The organism is Streptomyces sp. NPDC018026, assembly GCF_044327745.1.
GTDB lineage: Bacteria > Actinomycetota > Actinomycetes > Streptomycetales > Streptomycetaceae > Streptomyces > Streptomyces rubrogriseus.
Window position 1 is genome coordinate 198,871 of record NZ_JBIRFY010000007.1, and the last position, 17,147, is coordinate 216,017.

The 17,147-nt window shown below is 72.9% G+C and carries 19 protein-coding genes; 8 read left to right on the plus strand and 11 right to left on the minus strand.

The window, feature by feature from the left end; all coding sequences use genetic code 11:
• Nucleotides 1–51: 51 nt before the first annotated feature.
• The 3 genes from ACH4D3_RS22935 to ACH4D3_RS22945 form a co-directional block, all read right to left on the minus strand.
• The gene (locus ACH4D3_RS22935; RefSeq protein ID WP_398324774.1) at nt 52–789 is read right to left on the minus strand and encodes a methionine ABC transporter permease; all 738 of its coding nucleotides are present in this window, start codon (nt 787–789) and stop codon (nt 52–54) included.
• Complete coding sequence (locus tag ACH4D3_RS22940) at nt 786–1,877, minus strand: methionine ABC transporter ATP-binding protein (RefSeq protein WP_398324777.1); 1,092 nt, start codon at nt 1,875–1,877, stop codon at nt 786–788. Before ACH4D3_RS22940 ends, ACH4D3_RS22935 begins: the two co-directional genes overlap by 4 nt.
• A 426-nt stretch (nt 1,878–2,303) precedes the next feature.
• Nucleotides 2,304–2,954 carry an HAD family hydrolase gene (locus ACH4D3_RS22945; protein ID WP_398324780.1) on the minus strand — a complete coding sequence of 217 codons (651 nt, stop codon included), beginning with the start codon at nt 2,952–2,954 and terminating at the stop codon, nt 2,304–2,306.
• A 60-nt stretch (nt 2,955–3,014) separates the two neighbouring features.
• Here ACH4D3_RS22945 and ACH4D3_RS22950 point away from each other — a divergent pair, with 60 nt between their 5' ends.
• Both ACH4D3_RS22950 and ACH4D3_RS22955 read left to right on the plus strand, forming a co-directional pair.
• Entirely contained in the window at nt 3,015–3,374 is a 360-nt protein-coding gene (locus tag ACH4D3_RS22950) for a hypothetical protein (RefSeq protein WP_115741216.1), read from the plus strand.
• A 1-nt stretch (nt 3,375) separates the two neighbouring features.
• Complete coding sequence (locus tag ACH4D3_RS22955; RefSeq protein ID WP_398324783.1) at nt 3,376–3,792, plus strand: hypothetical protein; 417 nt, start codon at nt 3,376–3,378, stop codon at nt 3,790–3,792.
• A 24-nt stretch (nt 3,793–3,816) separates the two neighbouring features.
• On the opposite strand, the gene ACH4D3_RS22960 is transcribed toward ACH4D3_RS22955, so the two are convergent.
• The 3 genes from ACH4D3_RS22960 to ACH4D3_RS22970 form a co-directional block, all read right to left on the minus strand.
• Nucleotides 3,817–4,314 carry a GNAT family N-acetyltransferase gene (locus ACH4D3_RS22960; protein ID WP_398325315.1) on the minus strand — a complete coding sequence of 166 codons (498 nt, stop codon included), beginning with the start codon at nt 4,312–4,314 and terminating at the stop codon, nt 3,817–3,819.
• A gap of 57 nt (nt 4,315–4,371) precedes the next feature.
• Complete coding sequence (locus ACH4D3_RS22965; RefSeq protein ID WP_398324786.1) at nt 4,372–4,872, minus strand: sigma-70 family RNA polymerase sigma factor; 501 nt, start codon at nt 4,870–4,872, stop codon at nt 4,372–4,374.
• A gap of 75 nt (nt 4,873–4,947) precedes the next feature.
• Nucleotides 4,948–6,126, minus strand: coding sequence for a glycerophosphodiester phosphodiesterase (locus ACH4D3_RS22970; protein WP_398324789.1), 1,179 nt, complete (start codon nt 6,124–6,126; stop codon nt 4,948–4,950).
• A 396-nt stretch (nt 6,127–6,522) separates the two neighbouring features.
• Between ACH4D3_RS22970 and ACH4D3_RS22975 the strand changes: the two genes are divergently transcribed.
• Nucleotides 6,523–7,194, plus strand: coding sequence for a 1-acyl-sn-glycerol-3-phosphate acyltransferase (locus ACH4D3_RS22975; protein ID WP_007447704.1), 672 nt, complete (start codon nt 6,523–6,525; stop codon nt 7,192–7,194).
• Nucleotides 7,195–7,285: 91 nt separating this feature from the next.
• Here ACH4D3_RS22975 and ACH4D3_RS22980 read toward each other — a convergent pair whose 3' ends face one another.
• From ACH4D3_RS22980 to argH, 4 genes are all read right to left on the minus strand, one after another.
• Nucleotides 7,286–8,818, minus strand: coding sequence for an MFS transporter (locus ACH4D3_RS22980; RefSeq protein WP_398324792.1), 1,533 nt, complete (start codon nt 8,816–8,818; stop codon nt 7,286–7,288).
• Nucleotides 8,815–9,366: a TetR/AcrR family transcriptional regulator gene (locus ACH4D3_RS22985; protein ID WP_398324795.1), complete on the minus strand. Its 552-nt coding sequence runs from the start codon at nt 9,364–9,366 to the stop codon at nt 8,815–8,817. The genes ACH4D3_RS22980 and ACH4D3_RS22985 overlap by 4 nt, the downstream gene beginning before the upstream one ends.
• A gap of 86 nt (nt 9,367–9,452) precedes the next feature.
• Complete coding sequence (locus ACH4D3_RS22990) at nt 9,453–10,424, minus strand: aldo/keto reductase (RefSeq protein ID WP_398324798.1); 972 nt, start codon at nt 10,422–10,424, stop codon at nt 9,453–9,455.
• A gap of 113 nt (nt 10,425–10,537) precedes the next feature.
• Complete coding sequence (gene argH, locus ACH4D3_RS22995) at nt 10,538–11,965, minus strand: argininosuccinate lyase (RefSeq protein WP_398324801.1); 1,428 nt, start codon at nt 11,963–11,965, stop codon at nt 10,538–10,540.
• Between the two features lie 119 nt (nt 11,966–12,084).
• Between argH and ACH4D3_RS23000 the strand changes: the two genes are divergently transcribed.
• From ACH4D3_RS23000 to ACH4D3_RS23020, 5 genes are all read left to right on the plus strand, one after another.
• Nucleotides 12,085–12,672 carry a pyridoxamine 5'-phosphate oxidase family protein gene (locus ACH4D3_RS23000; protein WP_398324804.1) on the plus strand — a complete coding sequence of 196 codons (588 nt, stop codon included), beginning with the start codon at nt 12,085–12,087 and terminating at the stop codon, nt 12,670–12,672.
• Between the two features lie 3 nt (nt 12,673–12,675).
• Entirely contained in the window at nt 12,676–13,392 is a 717-nt protein-coding gene (locus tag ACH4D3_RS23005; protein WP_398324807.1) for a L,D-transpeptidase, read from the plus strand.
• A gap of 87 nt (nt 13,393–13,479) precedes the next feature.
• Nucleotides 13,480–14,862: a ferric reductase-like transmembrane domain-containing protein gene (locus ACH4D3_RS23010; RefSeq protein ID WP_398324810.1), complete on the plus strand. Its 1,383-nt coding sequence runs from the start codon at nt 13,480–13,482 to the stop codon at nt 14,860–14,862.
• 27 nt (nt 14,863–14,889) lie between these two features.
• A complete protein-coding gene (locus ACH4D3_RS23015; protein WP_398324813.1) occupies nt 14,890–15,651 on the plus strand; it encodes an FMN-binding protein in 762 nt (253 codons plus the stop codon).
• A gap of 55 nt (nt 15,652–15,706) precedes the next feature.
• Nucleotides 15,707–16,447 carry an FAD:protein FMN transferase gene (locus tag ACH4D3_RS23020; protein WP_398325318.1) on the plus strand — a complete coding sequence of 247 codons (741 nt, stop codon included), beginning with the start codon at nt 15,707–15,709 and terminating at the stop codon, nt 16,445–16,447.
• Nucleotides 16,448–16,607: 160 nt separating this feature from the next.
• On the opposite strand, the gene ACH4D3_RS23025 is transcribed toward ACH4D3_RS23020, so the two are convergent.
• Complete coding sequence (locus ACH4D3_RS23025) at nt 16,608–17,147, minus strand: arginine repressor (RefSeq protein ID WP_059299601.1); 540 nt, start codon at nt 17,145–17,147, stop codon at nt 16,608–16,610.

Genomic DNA, 17,147 nt, shown 5'->3' on the forward strand with positions numbered 1-17,147 from the left:
TGAGGTGGTGCGGCCCCGCCCGGTACGGCGGGGAGTCTGTGGGGGGCGCGGTCAGGCGACCTTGCCGACGTCGGCCGCGGCGGGCTCCTTGGCCCTGAGCAGCCGGAGCCTGGGGGCGGCGGCGCCGCGTCCGCCGCGGCGGTGCAGGGTGCGGGCCGCGTAGTCGCCGGCGAACTGGATGAGCGAGATCGCGACGGCCAGGAGCGCGACGGTGATCCACATGAAGTCGGGTTCGAAGCGCTGGTAGCCGTAGCGGACGGCGAGGTCGCCGAGGCCGCCGCCGCCGACGGTGCCGGCCATGGCGGAGTAGCCGATGAGGGCGATGACGGTGGTGGTGGTGCTGGCGATCAGCGACGGGAGCGCCTCGGGGACCAGCACCTTGCGGACGATGGTCCAGGTGTTGCCGCCCATGGACTGGACGGCCTCGACGAGCCCGCCGTCGACCTCGCGCACGGCGGTCTCGACGAGCCGCGCGAAGAAGGGGATGCCGCCGATGGCGAGCGGCACGATGGCGGCCTCGCTGCCGATGGTGGTGCCGGTGACCCAGCGGGTGAAGCTCATCAGCGCGACCATGAGGATGATGAACGGCATCGAGCGGCCGATGTTCACGATCTGCCCGATGACCTTGTTGACCACGACGTTCTGCAGCAGGCCGCCCCGGTCGGTGAGGACGAGGAGCACGCCGAGCGGCAGGCCGACGACGACGGCGATCAGGGTGGACCAGCCGACCATGATCAGGGTCTCCCAGGAGGCCTGCTCCAGCAGCGGCTGCATCTCCGACCAGGTCACTTGGCACCTTCCTTCACCAGCGAAGCCGACTGGGCCGGTGTCGCCGGTGCGTCCGGCGTGTCCGGCGTGTCCGGCGTGTCCGGCGTCTCGTTCACCACGTCGATCTGCAGACCCTGTTCGCGCAGGAAGCCGACGGGCACGACGTTGTCCTCGTAGCGGCCGGGCAGTTCGATGCGCATCCGGCCGATCTGGAGGCCGCCGACGGTGTCGATGGCGGCACCCAGGATCGATATGTCGATGTTGTAGGTGCGCGAGAGCTGGGAGATGACCGGCTGGGTGGCGGCCTCGCCGTGGAAGGTCACGTCGAGGACGGTGCGGTCGTCGCCGGAGGCGTCGCCGCCGACCGGGAAGAGCGCGGCGGCCAGCTCGGAGCCCGGGGTGGCGAGCAGTTCGCCGACCGTGCCGGACTCGACGATGCGGCCCCGGTCCATGAGGGCGGCCGAGTCGCAGATGCTCTTGACGACGTCCATCTCGTGGGTGATGAGCAGGACGGTCAGCCCGAGCTGCCGGTTCAGGTCGCGCAGCAGCTGGAGGATCGAGCGGGTGGTCTCCGGGTCGAGCGCGCTGGTGGCCTCGTCGGAGAGCAGGACCTTGGGGTCGCCGGCCAGGGCGCGGGCGATGCCGACGCGCTGCTTCTGGCCGCCGGAGAGCTGGGCGGGGTAGGCCTTGGCCTTGTCGGCGAGACCGACGAGGTCGAGCAGCTCCAGCGCCTTGCGGGAACGTTCCTTCCCGGACTTGCCCAGGATCTCCAGCGGCAGTTCGACGTTGTCCTGGACGGTCCGCGAGGAGAGCAGGTTGAAGTGCTGGAAGACCATGCCGATGCGGCTGCGCGCCTGCCGCAGTTCCCGGCCCGCGCGGGGGCCACGGCCGGCCAGCGCGGTGAGGTCCGCTCCCGCGACGGTGACCGTGCCGGCGGTGGGGCGCTCCAGGAGGTTGACGCAGCGGATGAGCGAGGACTTGCCGGCGCCGGACTGGCCGATGACGCCGTACACCTCGCCCTCGCGGACGTGCAGGTCGACGCCGTCCAGGGCGGTGACCTCACGGCCGCGTGAACGATAGACCTTGGTGAGGCCCGATGTGGTGATCACGTGGGTTTCCGTCACTGTCGAGTGCGCGGCGCGGTGGTGTGCGCCGGGCACGGGGCGTTGTTCTTCGGGTTCTCGGGGCCCTTCGGAACGCGGCACGGTTCTCGCGGTGGCGGTGCGCCACGGCGGTGGGACCGGGGAGAAACGTGTGCGCGGGGCGTGGCTCGGCCGCGTGCGCGTCGGGCGCGGGCGGGCACGAGGGGGCGCTCGCTTCGGGGCGCGAGACTCAGGTGGTGCGGGGGCCCTCTAGAAGGCGCACATTCGGCGGCACATACAACGAGCACCGGGCGTCGTGGTCGCCTCGGTCGCAGGGGTGCGGTCGCTCGTGGTGCTCATGCCGATCAGTAAAGCAGACGTATGCCCCTGGCCGGAGACCGCTGTCCGGATACTGGACAGCGGTGGACGGTGGCGGCTCGCGGCGCGCGTCGATCAGCCCCGGACGGCGATCTCCACTCCGCCCTTGGTGACCAGTGCCGACAAGGCCGAGAGGTCGGTGACGACGAGGTCGGCGTCGAGTTCGCCGGCCGGGTGGGTTGTGGCCAACGCCACGGTCCGCATCCCGGCGGCGCGGCCGGCCTGGAGCCCGGCGGGGGCGTCCTCGAAGACGACGCAGTCGGCGGGATCGACGCCCAGGGCCCGGGCGCCGAGCAGGTAGGGCTCGGGGTCGGGCTTGCCGCGGGTGATGTCGTCGGCTGCCACCAGGGTCTTGGGGAGGATGCCGACGGCGTCGAGCCGGGCCTCGGCGAGGCGGCGGGTGGCGGAGGTGACCACGGCCCAGCGGTCGGCCGGGAGCGCGTCGAGGAAGTCGCGGGTGCCGGGCAGCAGGTGCACGCCCCCGCCCGGCACGTCCTCGACCTCCAGTTGTTCGATGCGGGCGACGGCCTCGGCGACCACCTCGGCGGGGAGCAGGTCGGCGGCTATCTCGGCGGCCGGGCGCCCGTGCAGTTCCACCTGCCCGAACCGCTCGGCGGTGATCCCGTACTCGACGGCCCAGCGCGTCCAGCAGCGGCGCACGGATGCCAGGGAGGAGACGAGGGTGCCGTCGTTGTCGAACAGGAGGGCCTGTGCGTGGAGCTTCATGCACCCGACCCTACGGGGCCGGGGACGGCGGGCCTTTTGGGCCGTAATAGGCTCGCTGCCATGCTTGACGTCCTGACGCTGGTGACCGGCGTCGCCGCACTGCTGCTGGCCGCCTGGTGCGGCTGGGCCGCCTACCGTGACCAGCCGACGAAGGACTGGCACTTCATCGGGATGGCCGCGGTCTCGGCGCTGGCGCTGATCCAGCTGGTGGTCGGCGTCGTGCAGCTGGCGCGGGGCGAGGAACCCGAGCAGGGCACGACGATCTTCGTGGCGTATCTGCTGGGCGCCTTCGCGTGTGTGCCGGCGGCGGGGTTCATGTCGCTGGCCGAGCGCACCCGCTGGGGCTCGGTGACGGTCGCGGCCGGCGGTGTCGTCCTCGCCGTCCTCGAGGTGCGGCTGTTCGACATCTGGGGAGGCTGACGTGGTGGCCACGGAGGAGAAGCGGACCGGGCAGCGGCTGATCGGCGGGCCCGGCATCCTGCTGGTGTGGCTGTACGGCGTGATGGTCGTCGGCGCGGTGTCGCGGTCCGCGTACCAGATCGCGACCGAGTTCGACCGGGCCCCGCTCGCCTACTCGCTGTCGGCCCTCGCGGGCGTCGTCTACGGGTTCATCACGTACACCCTGGTGCGCGGCGGCGAGAGGGCCCGCAAGGCCGCGCAGGTGTGCTGCGCGGCCGAGTTGGCGGGGGTGCTGACCGTCGGCACCTGGACACTGGTGGAGCCGTCCGCCTTCGCCGACACCACCGTGTGGTCGGACTACGGGATGGGGTACCTCTTCATTCCCGTGCTGCTGCCGCTGTCGGCCCTGTACTGGCTGCGCCGGGCCCGCACCGCGTAGCGGTCGCCGGGGCCCGGCGGTCGCTCAGGCCGTGGTCGCGTACGACCCGGCCGGCTTCTCCAGGACGATCATGGGTACGCCGTCGGCGCCCTCGGCGGTCCCGACCGTCTCGTAGCCGACCCGGCGGTACAGCCGCAGGTTGTTCTCGCTGCGGTGCCCGGTGTGCAGCCGGAACCGCTTGGCGCCGCGCTCCCCGCCCAGGGTGGACTCGGCCGCCCGCAGCAGCCGGGCCCCGATGCCGTGCCCCTGGAGCCGGGGATGGACGCAGAGCTTGCCGATGGACGCCGCCCCGTCCTCGGTCACCCGCCCCCGCACCGAGCCGACGACCTCGTCGCCGAGCCGCGCCACGAAGACGCAGTCGGCGGCGACCTCCTGGCGCACGGAGTCCAGGGTCTGGACGAGCGGGTCGATGCGGTAGTTGGCGTACAGCGCCGCCTCGCTCTGGAAGCAGAGGTACTGCAGCCGGAAGATCTGCTCGGCGTCCTGTTCGGTCGCCGCCGAGATGGTCACGCTCATGCCCATGTGCGCATGCCTCCCGCTCACCTGATCACCTGTGGTCCCCCACTCCTATCCCCGTCCTCAGCCGGCCGCAACCTCCGGCGTCAGCAATCGACGCAGACATCCCAGACATCGGGAGCGTTCCGGACCAAGACTGCCCTGTGAGATACCCAACTCCCCCGCGATTTCCCGGTATGTGAGGTCCCTGGGGGACAACAGGGCCTCCATCAGCCGGGGGCAGCGCCCCGGCAGCCTGCGCACGGCCTCGCGCAGGGCGCGGTGCCGGGCCGCGGTGAGCGCGAGCCGCTCCGGCTCGTCCGCGTACGCGGCGACACCGGCGGGTTCGGTCCCGTACGGCCGCTCGTGTCGGGCCCTGCGGCGGGTGCGGCGGGCCTCGGTGCGCACGGCGCTGCGCAGCCAGCGGTGCGGGTCGGGGGGCGGGCCGTCGGCCTCCAGGCGTTCCAGCAGGCGCAGCCAGACGGCCTGTTCCAGATCGCCGGGCTCGGCTCCGGACGCATATGCCTCGGCCGAGGCCTCGGCGGTGAGCAGGGGGCGCAGGGAGGTGACCAGGTCGTGCGTCATATGCACGTCGACGCGGCCGCCCGGGCGGCGGGTTGCCCGGGCGGCCGGAGGTTCACCCCAACCGGGGGCGGTCGCTCAGTCGTTGACGAAGTCCTCGCGGGCCAGCACACCGGTGTCCGGATTGTCGGTGAAGACGCCGTCGATACCGGTGGCGAAGTACGTCCGGAAGGCGCCGAACACGTCGCCGTAGGCGTCGGGGTCACTGCCCACGCGGAACTCCGCGGGCAGGAAGGGGTTCTCGTTGCGCATGGTGTAGGGGTGCAGGATCAGGCCCGCACGGTGCGCGTCGCGGACGAGCGTCGTCGGTGCGGTGAGGCGGCCGGCGGAGTCCTTCGGGATGATCAGGTCGAGCGTCGGGCCGATGCCCTGTGCGTAGGAGGCGATCTCCTTCAGGCCCTCCGGCGTGATGAGATCGGCGGTGGTGCGCGGGTCGCCGGTCTCGACGAAGTCCCAGGGGCGGCTGTTCGCGCCGGACAGCAGGACGGCGAGGGGGTTGCGGACGAGCCGGTTCATCCGCTGGATGCTGGTGGGCTCGAAGGACTGGATGATGACGGGCGAGTTCTTGCGGTCCTTGCCGTACTTGCGCAGCAGCCGGGCCAGGCGTTCCTCGGTGCCGAGGCCCAGCTTGCGGAAGTAGGTGGGGTGCTTGAGTTCGGGGTAGATCCAGACCTGCTTGCCGCGCCTGCGCGTCTGCTCGTTCTGCCAGCGCAGCACCTCCTCGAAGGTGGGGATCTCCCAGCGGCCGTCGTAGAGGGTGTTGTGCGGGCGGTTGGCCGGGATGCGCTCGGTGGCGCGGAGCGTCTTCAGCTCGGCGAGCGTGAAGTCCTCGGTGAACCAGCCGGTGGTGGAGACCCCGTCGAGCAGCTTGGTGCGCCTGCGGTCGGCGAACTCCGGGTGGTCGGCGACGTCCGTGGTGCCGCCGATCTCCGGTTCGTGCCGGCAGACGAGGTGGCCGTCCTTCGTGGGGACCAGATCGCCGGCCTCGACGATGTCGGCGCCCAGGTCGAGGGCCAGCTCGTAGGAGCCGAAGGTGTGCTCGGGGCGGTAGCCGCTGGCGCCGCGGTGGCCGATCACGGTCGGGACGGGCAGGCTCTCGACCCCGCCCCCGTGTCCGCCGCCGTGCCGGGTGCCGGCGGCTCTCGCCGTGCCGGGCACGCCCAGTACGGCCCCGCCCGCGCCGAGCACCGCCGCGCCGAGAAGCGCCCGCCGTCCGGTGCCGCCGCCCGCCCGCTCGTCCGACTCCTGCGTTCCCATGGGGCCCTCCTGCCGTTGACCGTCCCGTGCGCGCCGATCGTAGGGGCGCGTACATGACGAGCGGGAGACCGCGGCCGGAACACGCGGGTGCGCCGAGGTGTCGTGTGGGGCGGACGGCTGACGTGCCGTCGGCTTGGCGGGGGCGTGCCGTCGGCTTGGCGGCGGCGTGCCGGGGTAGGCGAAGGACACGGGCCCGGTGGCGTCGCCCGGGCGGCGCGCCTCACGCGGACCGGGTGCCGTGTGTGCTTCGATCCGGGCCGTGTCCGGTGAACACGCGTCAATACGCGTCAAGGCCGCGCCGGCCCCGGGAGACCCGAGGTGCGTGATCCCCCGGGCCGCGAGTAATGTCCTCACCTGCACAGACTCATACCGCATCCCCGACACCGGAGGGCCACGTTGTCCCGCTTCGTGTTCATCAAGGCAGTGCTCGGTCCGATCATGCGCCTGATGTTCCGCACACGGGTGGAGGGTGTGGAGAACATCCCGGGCGACGGTCCGGTGATCCTGGCCGGCAACCACCTCACCTTCATCGATTCGGTGATCATGCCCCTGACCTGCGACCGGCAGGTCTTCTTCATCGGCAAGGACGAGTACGTCACCGGCAAGGGCCTCAAGGGCCGGCTGATGGCGTGGTTCTTCACCGGGGTCGGCATGGTCCCGGTCGACCGGGACGGCGGCCGGGGCGGGGTGGCGGCCCTGATGACCGGCCGCCGCATCCTGGAGGAGGGCCACGTCTTCGGCATCTACCCCGAGGGCACCCGCTCCCCCGACGGCCGCCTCTACCGCGGCCGCACCGGTATCGCCCGGCTCACCCTGATGACGGGCGCCCCGGTCGTCCCGTTCGCCGTCATCGGCACCGACAAGCTCCAGCCGGGCGGTGCCGGTCTGCCGCGGCCGGGCCGGGTCACGGTCCGCTTCGGCGAGGCGATGGAGTTCTCCCGCTACGAGGGCATGGACCGCGACCGCTATGTGCTGCGGGCGGTGACCGACTCGGTGATGACGGAGGTCATGCGGCTGTCGGGCCAGGAGTACGTCGACATGTACGCGAGCAAGGCGAAGGCGGCGTAGTTCCGCCCACGGCAGGCGACGGGGCGGGCCGCTCGGTGTGCGGCCCGCCCCGTCGCCTTCGCACGCCGTGCGGCAAGGGCGCGCCGTACGGCTACGGGTGTGCCACCCCGTCCTCCAGGCGCTGGCCCCGCAGCAGGTACCAGGACGCCGCCGCGGCGGCCAGGAGTACGGCGGCGCCGACGCCCGCGGCGAGGGTCAGGCCGTCGACGAAGGCCTGCCGGGCGGAGTCGAGGAGCGCCTCACCGGCGGGGCCGGGGAGTCCGGCGGCGGCCTCCACCGCACCGCCCAGCGACTCGTGGGCGGCGTCCGGGGTGCCGGCGGGCCCGGTGAAGTCGCGGTAGACGCCGGTCACGATGGAGCCCAGCACCGCGATGCCGAGGGCGGCGCCGAGTTCGTACGCCGTCTCGGAGACCGCGGAGGCGGCGCCCGCCTGTTCCCCTGGGACGCTGGAGAGGATCACGTCGGCGGTGACGGTGAACGCGAAGCCCGCGCCGAGGCCGACGACCAGCAGGGCCGCGCCGAGCAGCGGGTAGCCGGTGTGCTGTCCGATGACGGTCAGCGCGGCGAGCGCGAGACCGACGGCGGCGAGCCCGCCGGCGACCACGGCACGGACCGAGAAGCGCCGGGCCGCGCGCCCGGCGATCAGACCGGCCGCCACCGCGCCGACCGCGGCGGGCAGTTCGGCCAGGCCCGCCTCGAAGGGCCGCCTGCCCTGGACGAGTTGCAGGTACTGGGAGAGGAAGAACACCAGTCCCGACAGGCCCAGGATGGTCAGCAGGTCGGCCAGGACCGCGCCGCTGAAGCCGCGGTTGCGGAACAGCCGCATGTCGAGCAGCGGCACCGGCATGGTCAGCTGGCGGCGGACGAAGCCGTAGAGCGCGGCGGCGCCCAGCAGCCCCGCGCCGAGCGTGGCCCACGCGAACCCGTGGGCGGCGGTCTCCTTGACGGCGTACACGACACCGACCATCCCGACCAGGGACAGGGCGACGCTGGCCAGGTCCCAGGGGCCCGGGTTCGGATTGCGGGACTCGGGCAGCAGTTTCACGCCGACGACGACCAGGACGGCCATCACGGGCAGGTTGATCAGGAAGACGGAGCCCCACCAGAAGTGCTCCAGCAGGAACCCGCCGACGACCGGACCGACCGCCGCACCGGCGGAGGCGGCCGCGCCCCAGATGCCGACGGCGAGGCTGCGCTCGCGCGGGTCGTGGAAGAGGTTGCGGATCAGGGCGAGGGTGGCGGGCATCAGGGTGGCGCCCGCGACGCCGAGCAGGGCCCGGGCGAAGATCATGACCTCGGGCGTGTGCGCGTAGGCGTTGAGGACGGATATCGCGCCGAACGCCGTGGCGCCGACGAGCAGGATCCGTTTGCGTCCGACGCGGTCGCCGAGGCTGCCCATGGAGACGAGCAGTCCGGCGATGACGAAGGAGTAGACGTCGCCGATCCAGAGCAGCTGGGTGCCGGAGGGTGCGAGGTCCTCGCTGATGTAGGGGGTCGCGAGACCGAGGACGGTCGCGTCGACGGCCACCAGCAGCACGGCCAGCACCAGGACGGACAGCGCCAGCCAGCGGCCGGGGCGCTTCACCGCCTCGGTCGGGCGGGCCGGCCGCAGGGTGCGGGTCATGGTTCCTCTCTCCGGAGTGCGCCGCCGAGCAGCAGCTCGACGATCATGTGGGTGAAGTCGTTGCGGGCCACGCGGCCCTCGGCCACCGCCCAGGCGCCGGAGGCCAGCAGGCCGTACAGCGCCTCGGTGAGCCAGGCGGGCGTGAGGTCGATGCGGAACTCGCCGCTCTCCTGGCCCCTGCGAAACAGCTCGGTGAGCCCGGTGTCGATACGGGCCCAGCCCTCGTTCTGCTCCTCGCCCTCGAACAGCTGGTTCTCGGTGTAGAGGAAGGCGAGCAGACCGGCGGAGGGTTCCATCTCGCGGACCAGCCGGCGCACCGCGTCGGCCGCCGGGCCCTCGTCGGTGCGGGCCGCCGCCAGGGCGGCCTCGCACTCGGCGATACCGAGCGACTCCAGCGCGCGGACGAGGGCGTCGCGCCCGGCGAAGTGCCGGTGCAGCGTGGCCCGGCTGAGGCCGGCGGCCCTGGCGACCTCGTCCATGGTCGCGGTGGATTTCCGGGTCAGCAGGGCCGCGGCGCTGCGGAGTACCTGTTCACGATCGACGGCCATGAGACAACCATAACCCACATGAGACACACTTGTCTCATGCCGGGCGTGCGTGACTCACCTCTCGCGGTCGGTCACGGATCCGGGGCTCAGTGCCAGGGCAGTTGTCCGCGCCGCTCCCAGTAGGCTTCCGGGGCTTCGACGAGGGTGCCGAGGCGCGCCACCTGGTCGTCGTCGAGGTCGACGGCGGCGGCGTGCAGATTGGAGCCGAGCTGGTTCACGGTCGCGGCACCGGACAGCACGACACCCGCCCAGGGCCGGCGCAGGATCAGCGCGAGGGCGACCGCGTCGCAGCCCAGCGCCGTCTCCTCCGCGACCGCCCTGAGGACGTCGGGCGCATGGCGGTCCGCGAGGCGGCCGTTGGCCATGCCCTCCTTGACGATCACGGTGAGTCCGGCCTCGTGCGCCTCGGTGAGCGCGGGTCCGGCGGAGGTCTCCAGCGCGTTGTACGTCGACTGGACGGTACGGAAGAGGGGCTCGCCGCCGACGGTCACGGCGAGCGCGGCGCGGATGGCGTCGGCCTGGGCGGGCCCGCTGGTGGAGAAGCCGATGGTGCTGCCCTGCGCGGCGGCGTCGGCCAGCCTGGAGTGCAGGTCCTTGTCGGTGAGCGCCGGGCTGTCCGGAGTGAGCGAGTGGATCTGGTACAGGTCGAGCCGGTCGCCGAGCAGGGCGTCGGTCTCGGCGCGCTGGCGGTCGTAGGTGGCGAGGCCGTGGTCCTTGACCTCGTGCTTCTCGGCCTCCGTCGACCAGTCGGCGGTGTAGGTGTAGCCCCATTTGCTGCCGACGACCACGTCGTCGACGTCGGGGCGGTCCCGGAGCCAGTCGGCGAGGAACTCCTCGGAGCGCCCGTAGGAGCGGGCCGCGTCGAAGTAGCGCACGCCCTGCGCGTAGGCGGCGTCGAGGAGGTCGTGGGTGCGTTCGCGCAGCGCCTCGACGGTACGGGCCGCTCCGAGGTCACGGTCGCGGTCGAGGTTGATGTAGCCGGGGCGCCCGACGGCGGCGAGACCGAGGCCGATGTGGCAGGTCGGGGTCGTTGCGGTGGCCAGGCGGGCGAAGGGCATCGCGGGCTCCGTTCGGTCGGCTGCTGAAGCTGCTGAGCTGTTGACCAACGTAACCGCGATACCCCTCGGACACACCGGCTGCCGCTGCGGCCTGCCGCTACAACCTGCTGCCGCTACTTCTTGGCGTCCGCCCAGGCGTGCTGGGCCGCCACGTCCGCCTTCACCTCGGCGAGCTGGACGGCGACCGCGCTGGGCGCCGTGCCGCCGCGGCCGTCGCGGGAGGCGAGGGCGCCGGGGACGTCGAGGACGGTGCGCACCTCGGGGGTGAGGTGCTCGGAGATCTTGGCGAACTGCTCGTCGGTCAGCTCGTCCAGCTCCTTGCCGTCGGCCTCGGCGACCTTGACGCACTCGCCCGCCACCTCGTGCGCGACGCGGAACGGCACGCCCTGCCTGACCAGCCACTCGGCGATGTCGGTGGCGAGCGAGAACCCGGCCGGGGCCAGCTCCGCCATCCGTTCGCGGTGCACGGTGAGGGTGGCCATCATGCCGGTGAAGGCGGGGAGCAGGACCTCCAGCTGGTCGATGGAGTCGAAGACCGGCTCCTTGTCCTCCTGGAGGTCGCGGTTGTACGCGAGCGGGAGCGCCTTGAGGGTGGCCATCAGGCCGGTCAGGTTGCCGATCAGGCGCCCGGACTTGCCGCGGGCCAGCTCGGCGATGTCGGGGTTCTTCTTCTGCGGCATGATCGAGGAGCCGGTGGAGAAGGCGTCGTGGAGGGTGACGAAGGAGAACTCCTTCGTGTTCCAGATGATGATCTCCTCGGCGATCCGGGAGACGTTGACGCCGATCATCGCGGTGATGAAGGCGAACTCGGCGACGAAGTCGCGCGAGGCCGTCCCGTCGATGGAGTTGCCGGAGCTGCCGTGCTCGAAGCCCAGGTCGCGGGCGACGGCCTCCGGGTCCAGGCCGAGGCTGCTGCCCGCGAGCGCGCCCGAGCCGTACGGGGAGACGGCCGTGCGCTCGTCCCACTGGCGCAGCCGCTCCGCGTCCCGGCCCAGCGCCTGGGCGTGGGCGAGGACGTGGTGGGCGAAGAGCACCGGCTGGGCGTGCTGGAGGTGGGTGCGGCCGGGCATGGCCACGTCCGGGTGGGCCTCGGCGAGGCCGATCAGCGCGTCCTGGAGGTCGGCGATCAGCGAGCCGACGGTCCGGGCGTGGTCCCGCAGGTACATCCGGAAGAGGGTCGCCACCTGGTCGTTGCGGGACCGGCCGGCGCGCAGTTTGCCGCCGAGGTCGGGGCCGAGCCGCTCCAGCAGCCCGCGCTCCAGGGCCGTGTGGACGTCCTCGTCGGCGATGGTGCCGGTGAAGGAGCCGTCGGCGACGTCCGCCTCCAACTGGTCGAGCCCGGCGATCATCCGGGTCAGCTCGTCCTGGGTGAGCAGCCCGGCCTTGTGCAGCACGCGCGCGTGGGCGCGCGAACCGGCGATGTCGTAGGGCGCGAGCCGCCAGTCGAAGTGGACGGAGGCGGACAGCTTCGCCAGGGCCTCGGCGGGACCGTCGGCGAAACGGCCGCCCCAGAGCCGGACATCACCGCTGTTGCTGCTCACTGGGTCGCTCCTCAACCGTACGATCACTGTCATGCATGAGTATGCAGAACTCTGCATGTTTCGTCAATCTCGCAGGCCGGCGGCGCCCATCGCGTCCCGTGCCCCCATAATCGTTAGGCATGGGAAAGACTTATGAGCGCATAGACGGCAGACTCCGCGCCTTCATCGAGGCGCAGCCCCTCTTCTTCACCGCCACCGCTCCGCTGGCCGACGACGGCACGGTCAACCTGTCCCCCAAGGGCCTCACGGGCTGCTTCGCGGTGCTCGACGAACTGACCGTGGCCTACCTCGACTTCGCGGGTTCCAACGCGGAGACCATCGCCCACCTGCGGGAGAACGGGCGGATCACCCTGATGTGGTGCGCCTTCCAGGGCCCGCCGAACATCGTGCGGGTGCACGGCCGCGGCGAGCCGGTCTTCCGCGACGACGCCCGCTTCCCGGAGCTGCTCACGCACTTCCCGGACATCGACCCCACCGTGCACGGCCTGCGCGCCGTGATCGTCGTGAGCGCCGAACTCATCCGGGACACCTGCGGGTACGCCGTCCCCTTCATGGCGTACGAGAGCGACCGGGACCTGCACGGCAAGCGGTTCGCCCGGGAGGACGACGCCTCGCTCGACGCGTACTTCACCAAGAAGGAGCACATCGCCACCAGCATCGACGGCCTCCCCGGGCTGCCGTTGCCGCTGCCTCCTTCTACCGTCTGAACCATGCGCCCCGGTGCCGTCGCCGTCCTCGTGTCCGCCACCCTCCTCCTGCTCGGCGCCGCCCCCGCCGACGGGCCGGCTCCCCGGCCGCTGCCGGACCGGATGGCGGACACCGGCGGCGGCACCCAGCTGATCACCGCCGTCGCACCGGACACCGGCTCGACCACGGGCACCGTCACCTGGTGGGACCGCGAGGGCCAGGACGGCGGTCGCTGGGTGGCGGCCGGGTCCGCGCCCGCCCGCTTCGGCTCCGGCGGACTCACCGACGGGACGACCCGCGTCCAGGGCACGAACACCACGCCGACCGGGCTGTACGACCTGCCGTACGCCTTCGGCATCGAGGCGGCGCCGCGCGGCACGGCGTACCGCTACCGACCGGTGGGCCAGAACTCCTGGTGGTGCCAGGACAACGCGTCCCGCTCCTACAACCGCTGGACCGAGCCGCGCCCCGCCGACTGCCGCGCCGCCGAGGCCGAGCACCTGATCACCTACTCGGCGCAGTACGCGCACGCCCTGGTCGTCGGCTTCAACTACGACCGCCCGGTGCGCGGCCGCGGCGCGGGCATCTTCCTGCACGTCGACGGGCGCGGGGCGACGGCCGGCTGCGTGTCAGTGCCGAAGGAGGCGATGCGGCGGATCCTGCGGTGGGCGCAGCCCGGTGAGCGCCCGCACATCGCCATCGGCACCTCGGGCGGGGCGACGGCGGTCACCCGGTACTGAACGCGGACGGCATCGCCGGTCCGGGCTGAACGCTCGCCCGGCACGGCGCGTATCTGTGGGCCAAGGGCCGAGTCCCACGGAGGAACCGTGACCACCACGCTCGCCGGCGGCCGTGCCGCCCGCCGTCAGACGATGCGGCGCATCCGTCCGCGCCGCTCCCCCGCCGTCCCCCTGCTGCTCGCCGTGTGGGCGGGCGCGGCGGGCGTGTTGTGGCTGTGGTGGCGCAACACGCCCGCCATCTCCGACGACACCGGCAAGATCCTGGGCGCGGGCCGGATCACCGGTCTGCTGGCCGGGTACCTGATGGCGCTGGTGGTGCTCCAGATGGCCCGGGTCCCGGCGCTGGAGCGGCGCGTCGGTTCCGACCGGGTCGCCCGCTGGCACGCCATGACCGGCCGCTACACCCTCTGTCTGGTCCTGGCCCACGTCTTCCTGATCATGTGGGGCTACGCGGCGCAGGCCGGCCGGGGCCTTGGCGACATCGTCGCGCAGACGGTCGACTCCGTGAACCAGCTGCCGGACATGGGCAAGGCCGCCATCGGCACCGGCCTGCTGGTCGTCATCGGGCTCCTGTCCGTCGGCCCCGTCCGCCGCCGGATCCCGTACGACGCCTGGTACCACGTGCACCTGCTCACCTACGCGGCGGTGTTCCTGACCTTCTGGCACCAGCTGACCACCGGCAACGACTTCGCCGTCGAGCCGGTCGCCAGGACCGTCTGGTACGTGCTGTACGGCTCGGTGACCGCGCTGGTGCTCTGGTACCGGGTGCTGACGCCCCTCCGGCTCAACCTGCGGCACCGGATGCGGGTGGAGGCGGTGATCGAGGAGACGCCCGGCATCGTGTCGGTGCTCATCGGCGGGCGCAGGCTGCACCGGATGGGCGCGGAGGCCGGGCAGTTCTTCCGCTGGCGGTTCCTGGCGCCCGGCATGCGGTTCAGCTCGCACCCGTACTCGCTGTCGGCGGCACCGCGCCCGGACATGCTGCGGATCACCGTGAAGGCGATCGGCGACCACAGCGCCCGGCTCCGCGAGCTGACCCCGGGCACCCGGGTGTGGGCGGAGGGCCCGTACGGCGCCCTGACCGCGCAGCGCCGCAGCCGCGGCAAGGTACTGCTGGTGGCGGGCGGGGTGGGGATCACGCCGATGCGGGCGCTGTTCGAGACGCTGCCCGGCGCGTCCGGCGACATCACGCTGCTCTACCGGGCCAACAGCACCCAGGACCTGGCTCTCTGGGACGAGCTGGCCGGGATCGCCGACGAGCGCGGGGCCCGGCTGATGTACGCGGTCAACAGCCCGGACGGGGAGCGCCCGGACATCTCGGCCGAGACCCTGGCCCGGAAGATCCCGGACGTCGAGCGCCACGACGTCTTCCTGTGCGGGCCGCCCGGCTTCGCCCAGTCGGTGTACGAGGCACTGCGCGGCGCGGGGGTCCCCGCTCGCCGTATCCACCACGAGTCGTTCGAGATGTGAGCGACGGACATCGGGAGTCCAGGACAGATGAGGAAAAGCCACCCCGTTCGGCGTGCCGTGCTCGCCGGGGCCGCCACCGTGTCCGGGATCGTGCTGCTGCTGTCGCTGAAACCGGCGTCCGACCCGGGCGCCGGCTCGGCGGCGGGCGGCGCGGCACCGCCCGTGGCCGCCCAGTCGCCCCAGGGCGGCCGGGGCGCCGGAGCCGGCACGCTCACGGGTGACGCCGCGCAGACCCAGTACGGACCCGTGCAGGTCCGGGTCACCGTCAGCGAGGGCAGGATCACCAAGGCCGAGGCCGTGCGGGCGCCCAAGGGCGGGCAGAGCGACCGGATCACCGCCGACGCCGTACCCAGGCTCAACCGGGCCGCCGTCACCGCGGGCACCGCCGACATCGACGCCGTCTCCGGCGCCACCTACACCAGCGCCGGGTACAAGCAGTCCCTCCAGTCGGCACTCGACAAGGCGGCCGCGGCCGCCGGACCCGCCGGGCAGGAGTCGAGCGGCACCGGGCAGGGCACGCAGGTGCTCACCGGGGACGCCGCGCAGACCCAGTACGGAGCCGTGCAGGTCCGGGTCACCGTCAGCGGCGGGAGGATCACCGACGCCGAGACCCTCCAGGCACCCAGTGGCGGCCGCAGCGACCAGGTCACCGCCGACGCCGTACCCAGGCTCAACCGGGCCGCCGTCACCGCGGGCACCGCCGACATCGACGCCGTCTCCGGCGCCACCTACACCAGCGCCGGGTACAAGCAGTCCCTCCAGTCGGCGCTGGACCGAGCCGGTGGCTGACGCCGTGACCGAGTCCGCCGGGGCTCCCGCCGCGGTGCGTCATGCGGAGGAGGCGATGGGGACCGTCTTCTCCTTCGACGTCCGCGGCGGGGAACCCGCGGCCGTACGGGCGGCGCTGGACGAGGCGGTCGCCGGGCTGCACCGGGCCGACGAGGTGTTCAGCACGTACCGGGACGGCAGCCAGATCTCCCGGCTGGCGCGCGGGGAACTGACCGTCGCCGCCTGCGCGCCGGAGGTCTCGGAGGTGCTGGAGCTGGCGGCCGAGGCGGAGCGGGTGAGCGACGGCTGGTTCAGCACGCGGTACCGGGGCCGGCTCGACCCGACCGGGATCGTCAAGGGCTGGGCCGTGGAGCGCGCCGCACGGGGAATCGCGGCGGCGTGCGGTGCGAGCGGGGTCAGCGTCAACGGGGGCGGGGACGTGCAGTTGCTCGGGACGCCGGGTGCGGAGCGGCCCTGGCGGGTGGGTGTGGCCGACCCGCTGCGGCCGGGCGGGCTCGCGGCGGTCGTCTCGGCGGCGGGGGTGGCGGAGCTGGCCGTGGCGACGTCCGGCTCCGCCGAGCGGGGTGCGCATGTCGTCGACCCGCGCACCGGGCGCTCGGCGGTGACCGACCTGCTGTCCGTGACGGTGGTGGCGTCCCGGCTGACGTGGGCGGACTGCTGGGCGACGGCGGCGTTCGCGATGGGGTCGCGGGAGGGGCTGCGGTGGCTGGATTCGCTGCCCGGCGTCGAGGGGCTGCTGATCACGGCGGGGGACGAGGTGCGGTGCACGGGAGGGCTGGCGGCCCGCTTGGGCTGAGGTACCGGCGTGGCATTGGCCCGCGTCGGCGGGCGCAGGTTGCGCGGGGGGGGGGTGACGTTATGGCCCGCCTCGCTGCAACGCCCTCAGGGGCGCGGGGAACTGCGCGACCGGCCACGGACCACCCGCAGTCGACGGACGTGGGAAGCCGCCGCGGCGCTCAGCCCCCGTTCTGGGCCAAGCGCAGCAAGTGGTCCGCCAGGGCCTGCCCGCCCGTCGGCTCCCGGCTGATCAGCATCAGCGTGTCGTCGCCCGCGATCGTCCCCAGGATGTCGTGCAGCTCCGCCTGGTCGATCGCCGAGGCGAGGAACTGCGCCGCCCCCGGAGGGGTCCGCAGGACCACGAGGTTCGCCGACGCCTCCGCGGAGATCAGCAGCTCCGCGGAGAGCCGCCGCATCCGCTCCTCCTTGGCCGACTCCCCGAGCGGCGCCCGCGGGGTGCGGAAGCCGCCCTCGCTGGGCACCGCGTAGATCAGGTCGCCGTCGGTGTTGCGGATCTTGACCGCGTTCAGCTCGTCCAGGTCCCGGGAGAGTGTCGCCTGGGTGACGGTGAGCCCGTCGTCGGCGAGCAGCTTCGCCAGCTGGCTCTGCGAGCGGACCGCCTGCCGGTTGAGGATGTCCACGATCCGGCGGTGGCGGGCGGTGCGGGTCTGCGGCAGGGCGGGCCCGGCCGTCTGCTCGTGCTCCTGCGCGTGGCTCAT

Excerpts from the sequence above, each read along its gene's own strand:
- ACH4D3_RS22945 (WP_398324780.1), bottom strand. The coding sequence starts at position 2,954 with ATGAAGCTCCACGCACAGGCCCTCCTGTTCGACAACGACGGCACCCTC.
- ACH4D3_RS22950 (WP_115741216.1), top strand. The coding sequence starts at position 3,015 with ATGCTTGACGTCCTGACGCTGGTGACCGGCGTCGCCGCACTGCTGCTG.
- ACH4D3_RS22960 (WP_398325315.1), bottom strand. The coding sequence starts at position 4,314 with ATGGGCATGAGCGTGACCATCTCGGCGGCGACCGAACAGGACGCCGAG.
- ACH4D3_RS22965 (WP_398324786.1), bottom strand. The coding sequence starts at position 4,872 with ATGACGCACGACCTGGTCACCTCCCTGCGCCCCCTGCTCACCGCCGAG.
- ACH4D3_RS22970 (WP_398324789.1), bottom strand. The coding sequence starts at position 6,126 with ATGGGAACGCAGGAGTCGGACGAGCGGGCGGGCGGCGGCACCGGACGG.
- ACH4D3_RS22980 (WP_398324792.1), bottom strand. The coding sequence starts at position 8,818 with ATGACCCGCACCCTGCGGCCGGCCCGCCCGACCGAGGCGGTGAAGCGC.
- ACH4D3_RS22985 (WP_398324795.1), bottom strand. The coding sequence starts at position 9,366 with ATGGCCGTCGATCGTGAACAGGTACTCCGCAGCGCCGCGGCCCTGCTG.
- ACH4D3_RS22990 (WP_398324798.1), bottom strand. The coding sequence starts at position 10,424 with ATGCCCTTCGCCCGCCTGGCCACCGCAACGACCCCGACCTGCCACATC.
- ACH4D3_RS23000 (WP_398324804.1), top strand. The coding sequence starts at position 12,085 with ATGGGAAAGACTTATGAGCGCATAGACGGCAGACTCCGCGCCTTCATC.
- ACH4D3_RS23005 (WP_398324807.1), top strand. The coding sequence starts at position 12,676 with ATGCGCCCCGGTGCCGTCGCCGTCCTCGTGTCCGCCACCCTCCTCCTG.
- ACH4D3_RS23015 (WP_398324813.1), top strand. The coding sequence starts at position 14,890 with ATGAGGAAAAGCCACCCCGTTCGGCGTGCCGTGCTCGCCGGGGCCGCC.
- ACH4D3_RS23020 (WP_398325318.1), top strand. The coding sequence starts at position 15,707 with ATGGGGACCGTCTTCTCCTTCGACGTCCGCGGCGGGGAACCCGCGGCC.
- ACH4D3_RS23025 (WP_059299601.1), bottom strand. The coding sequence starts at position 17,147 with ATGAGCCACGCGCAGGAGCACGAGCAGACGGCCGGGCCCGCCCTGCCG.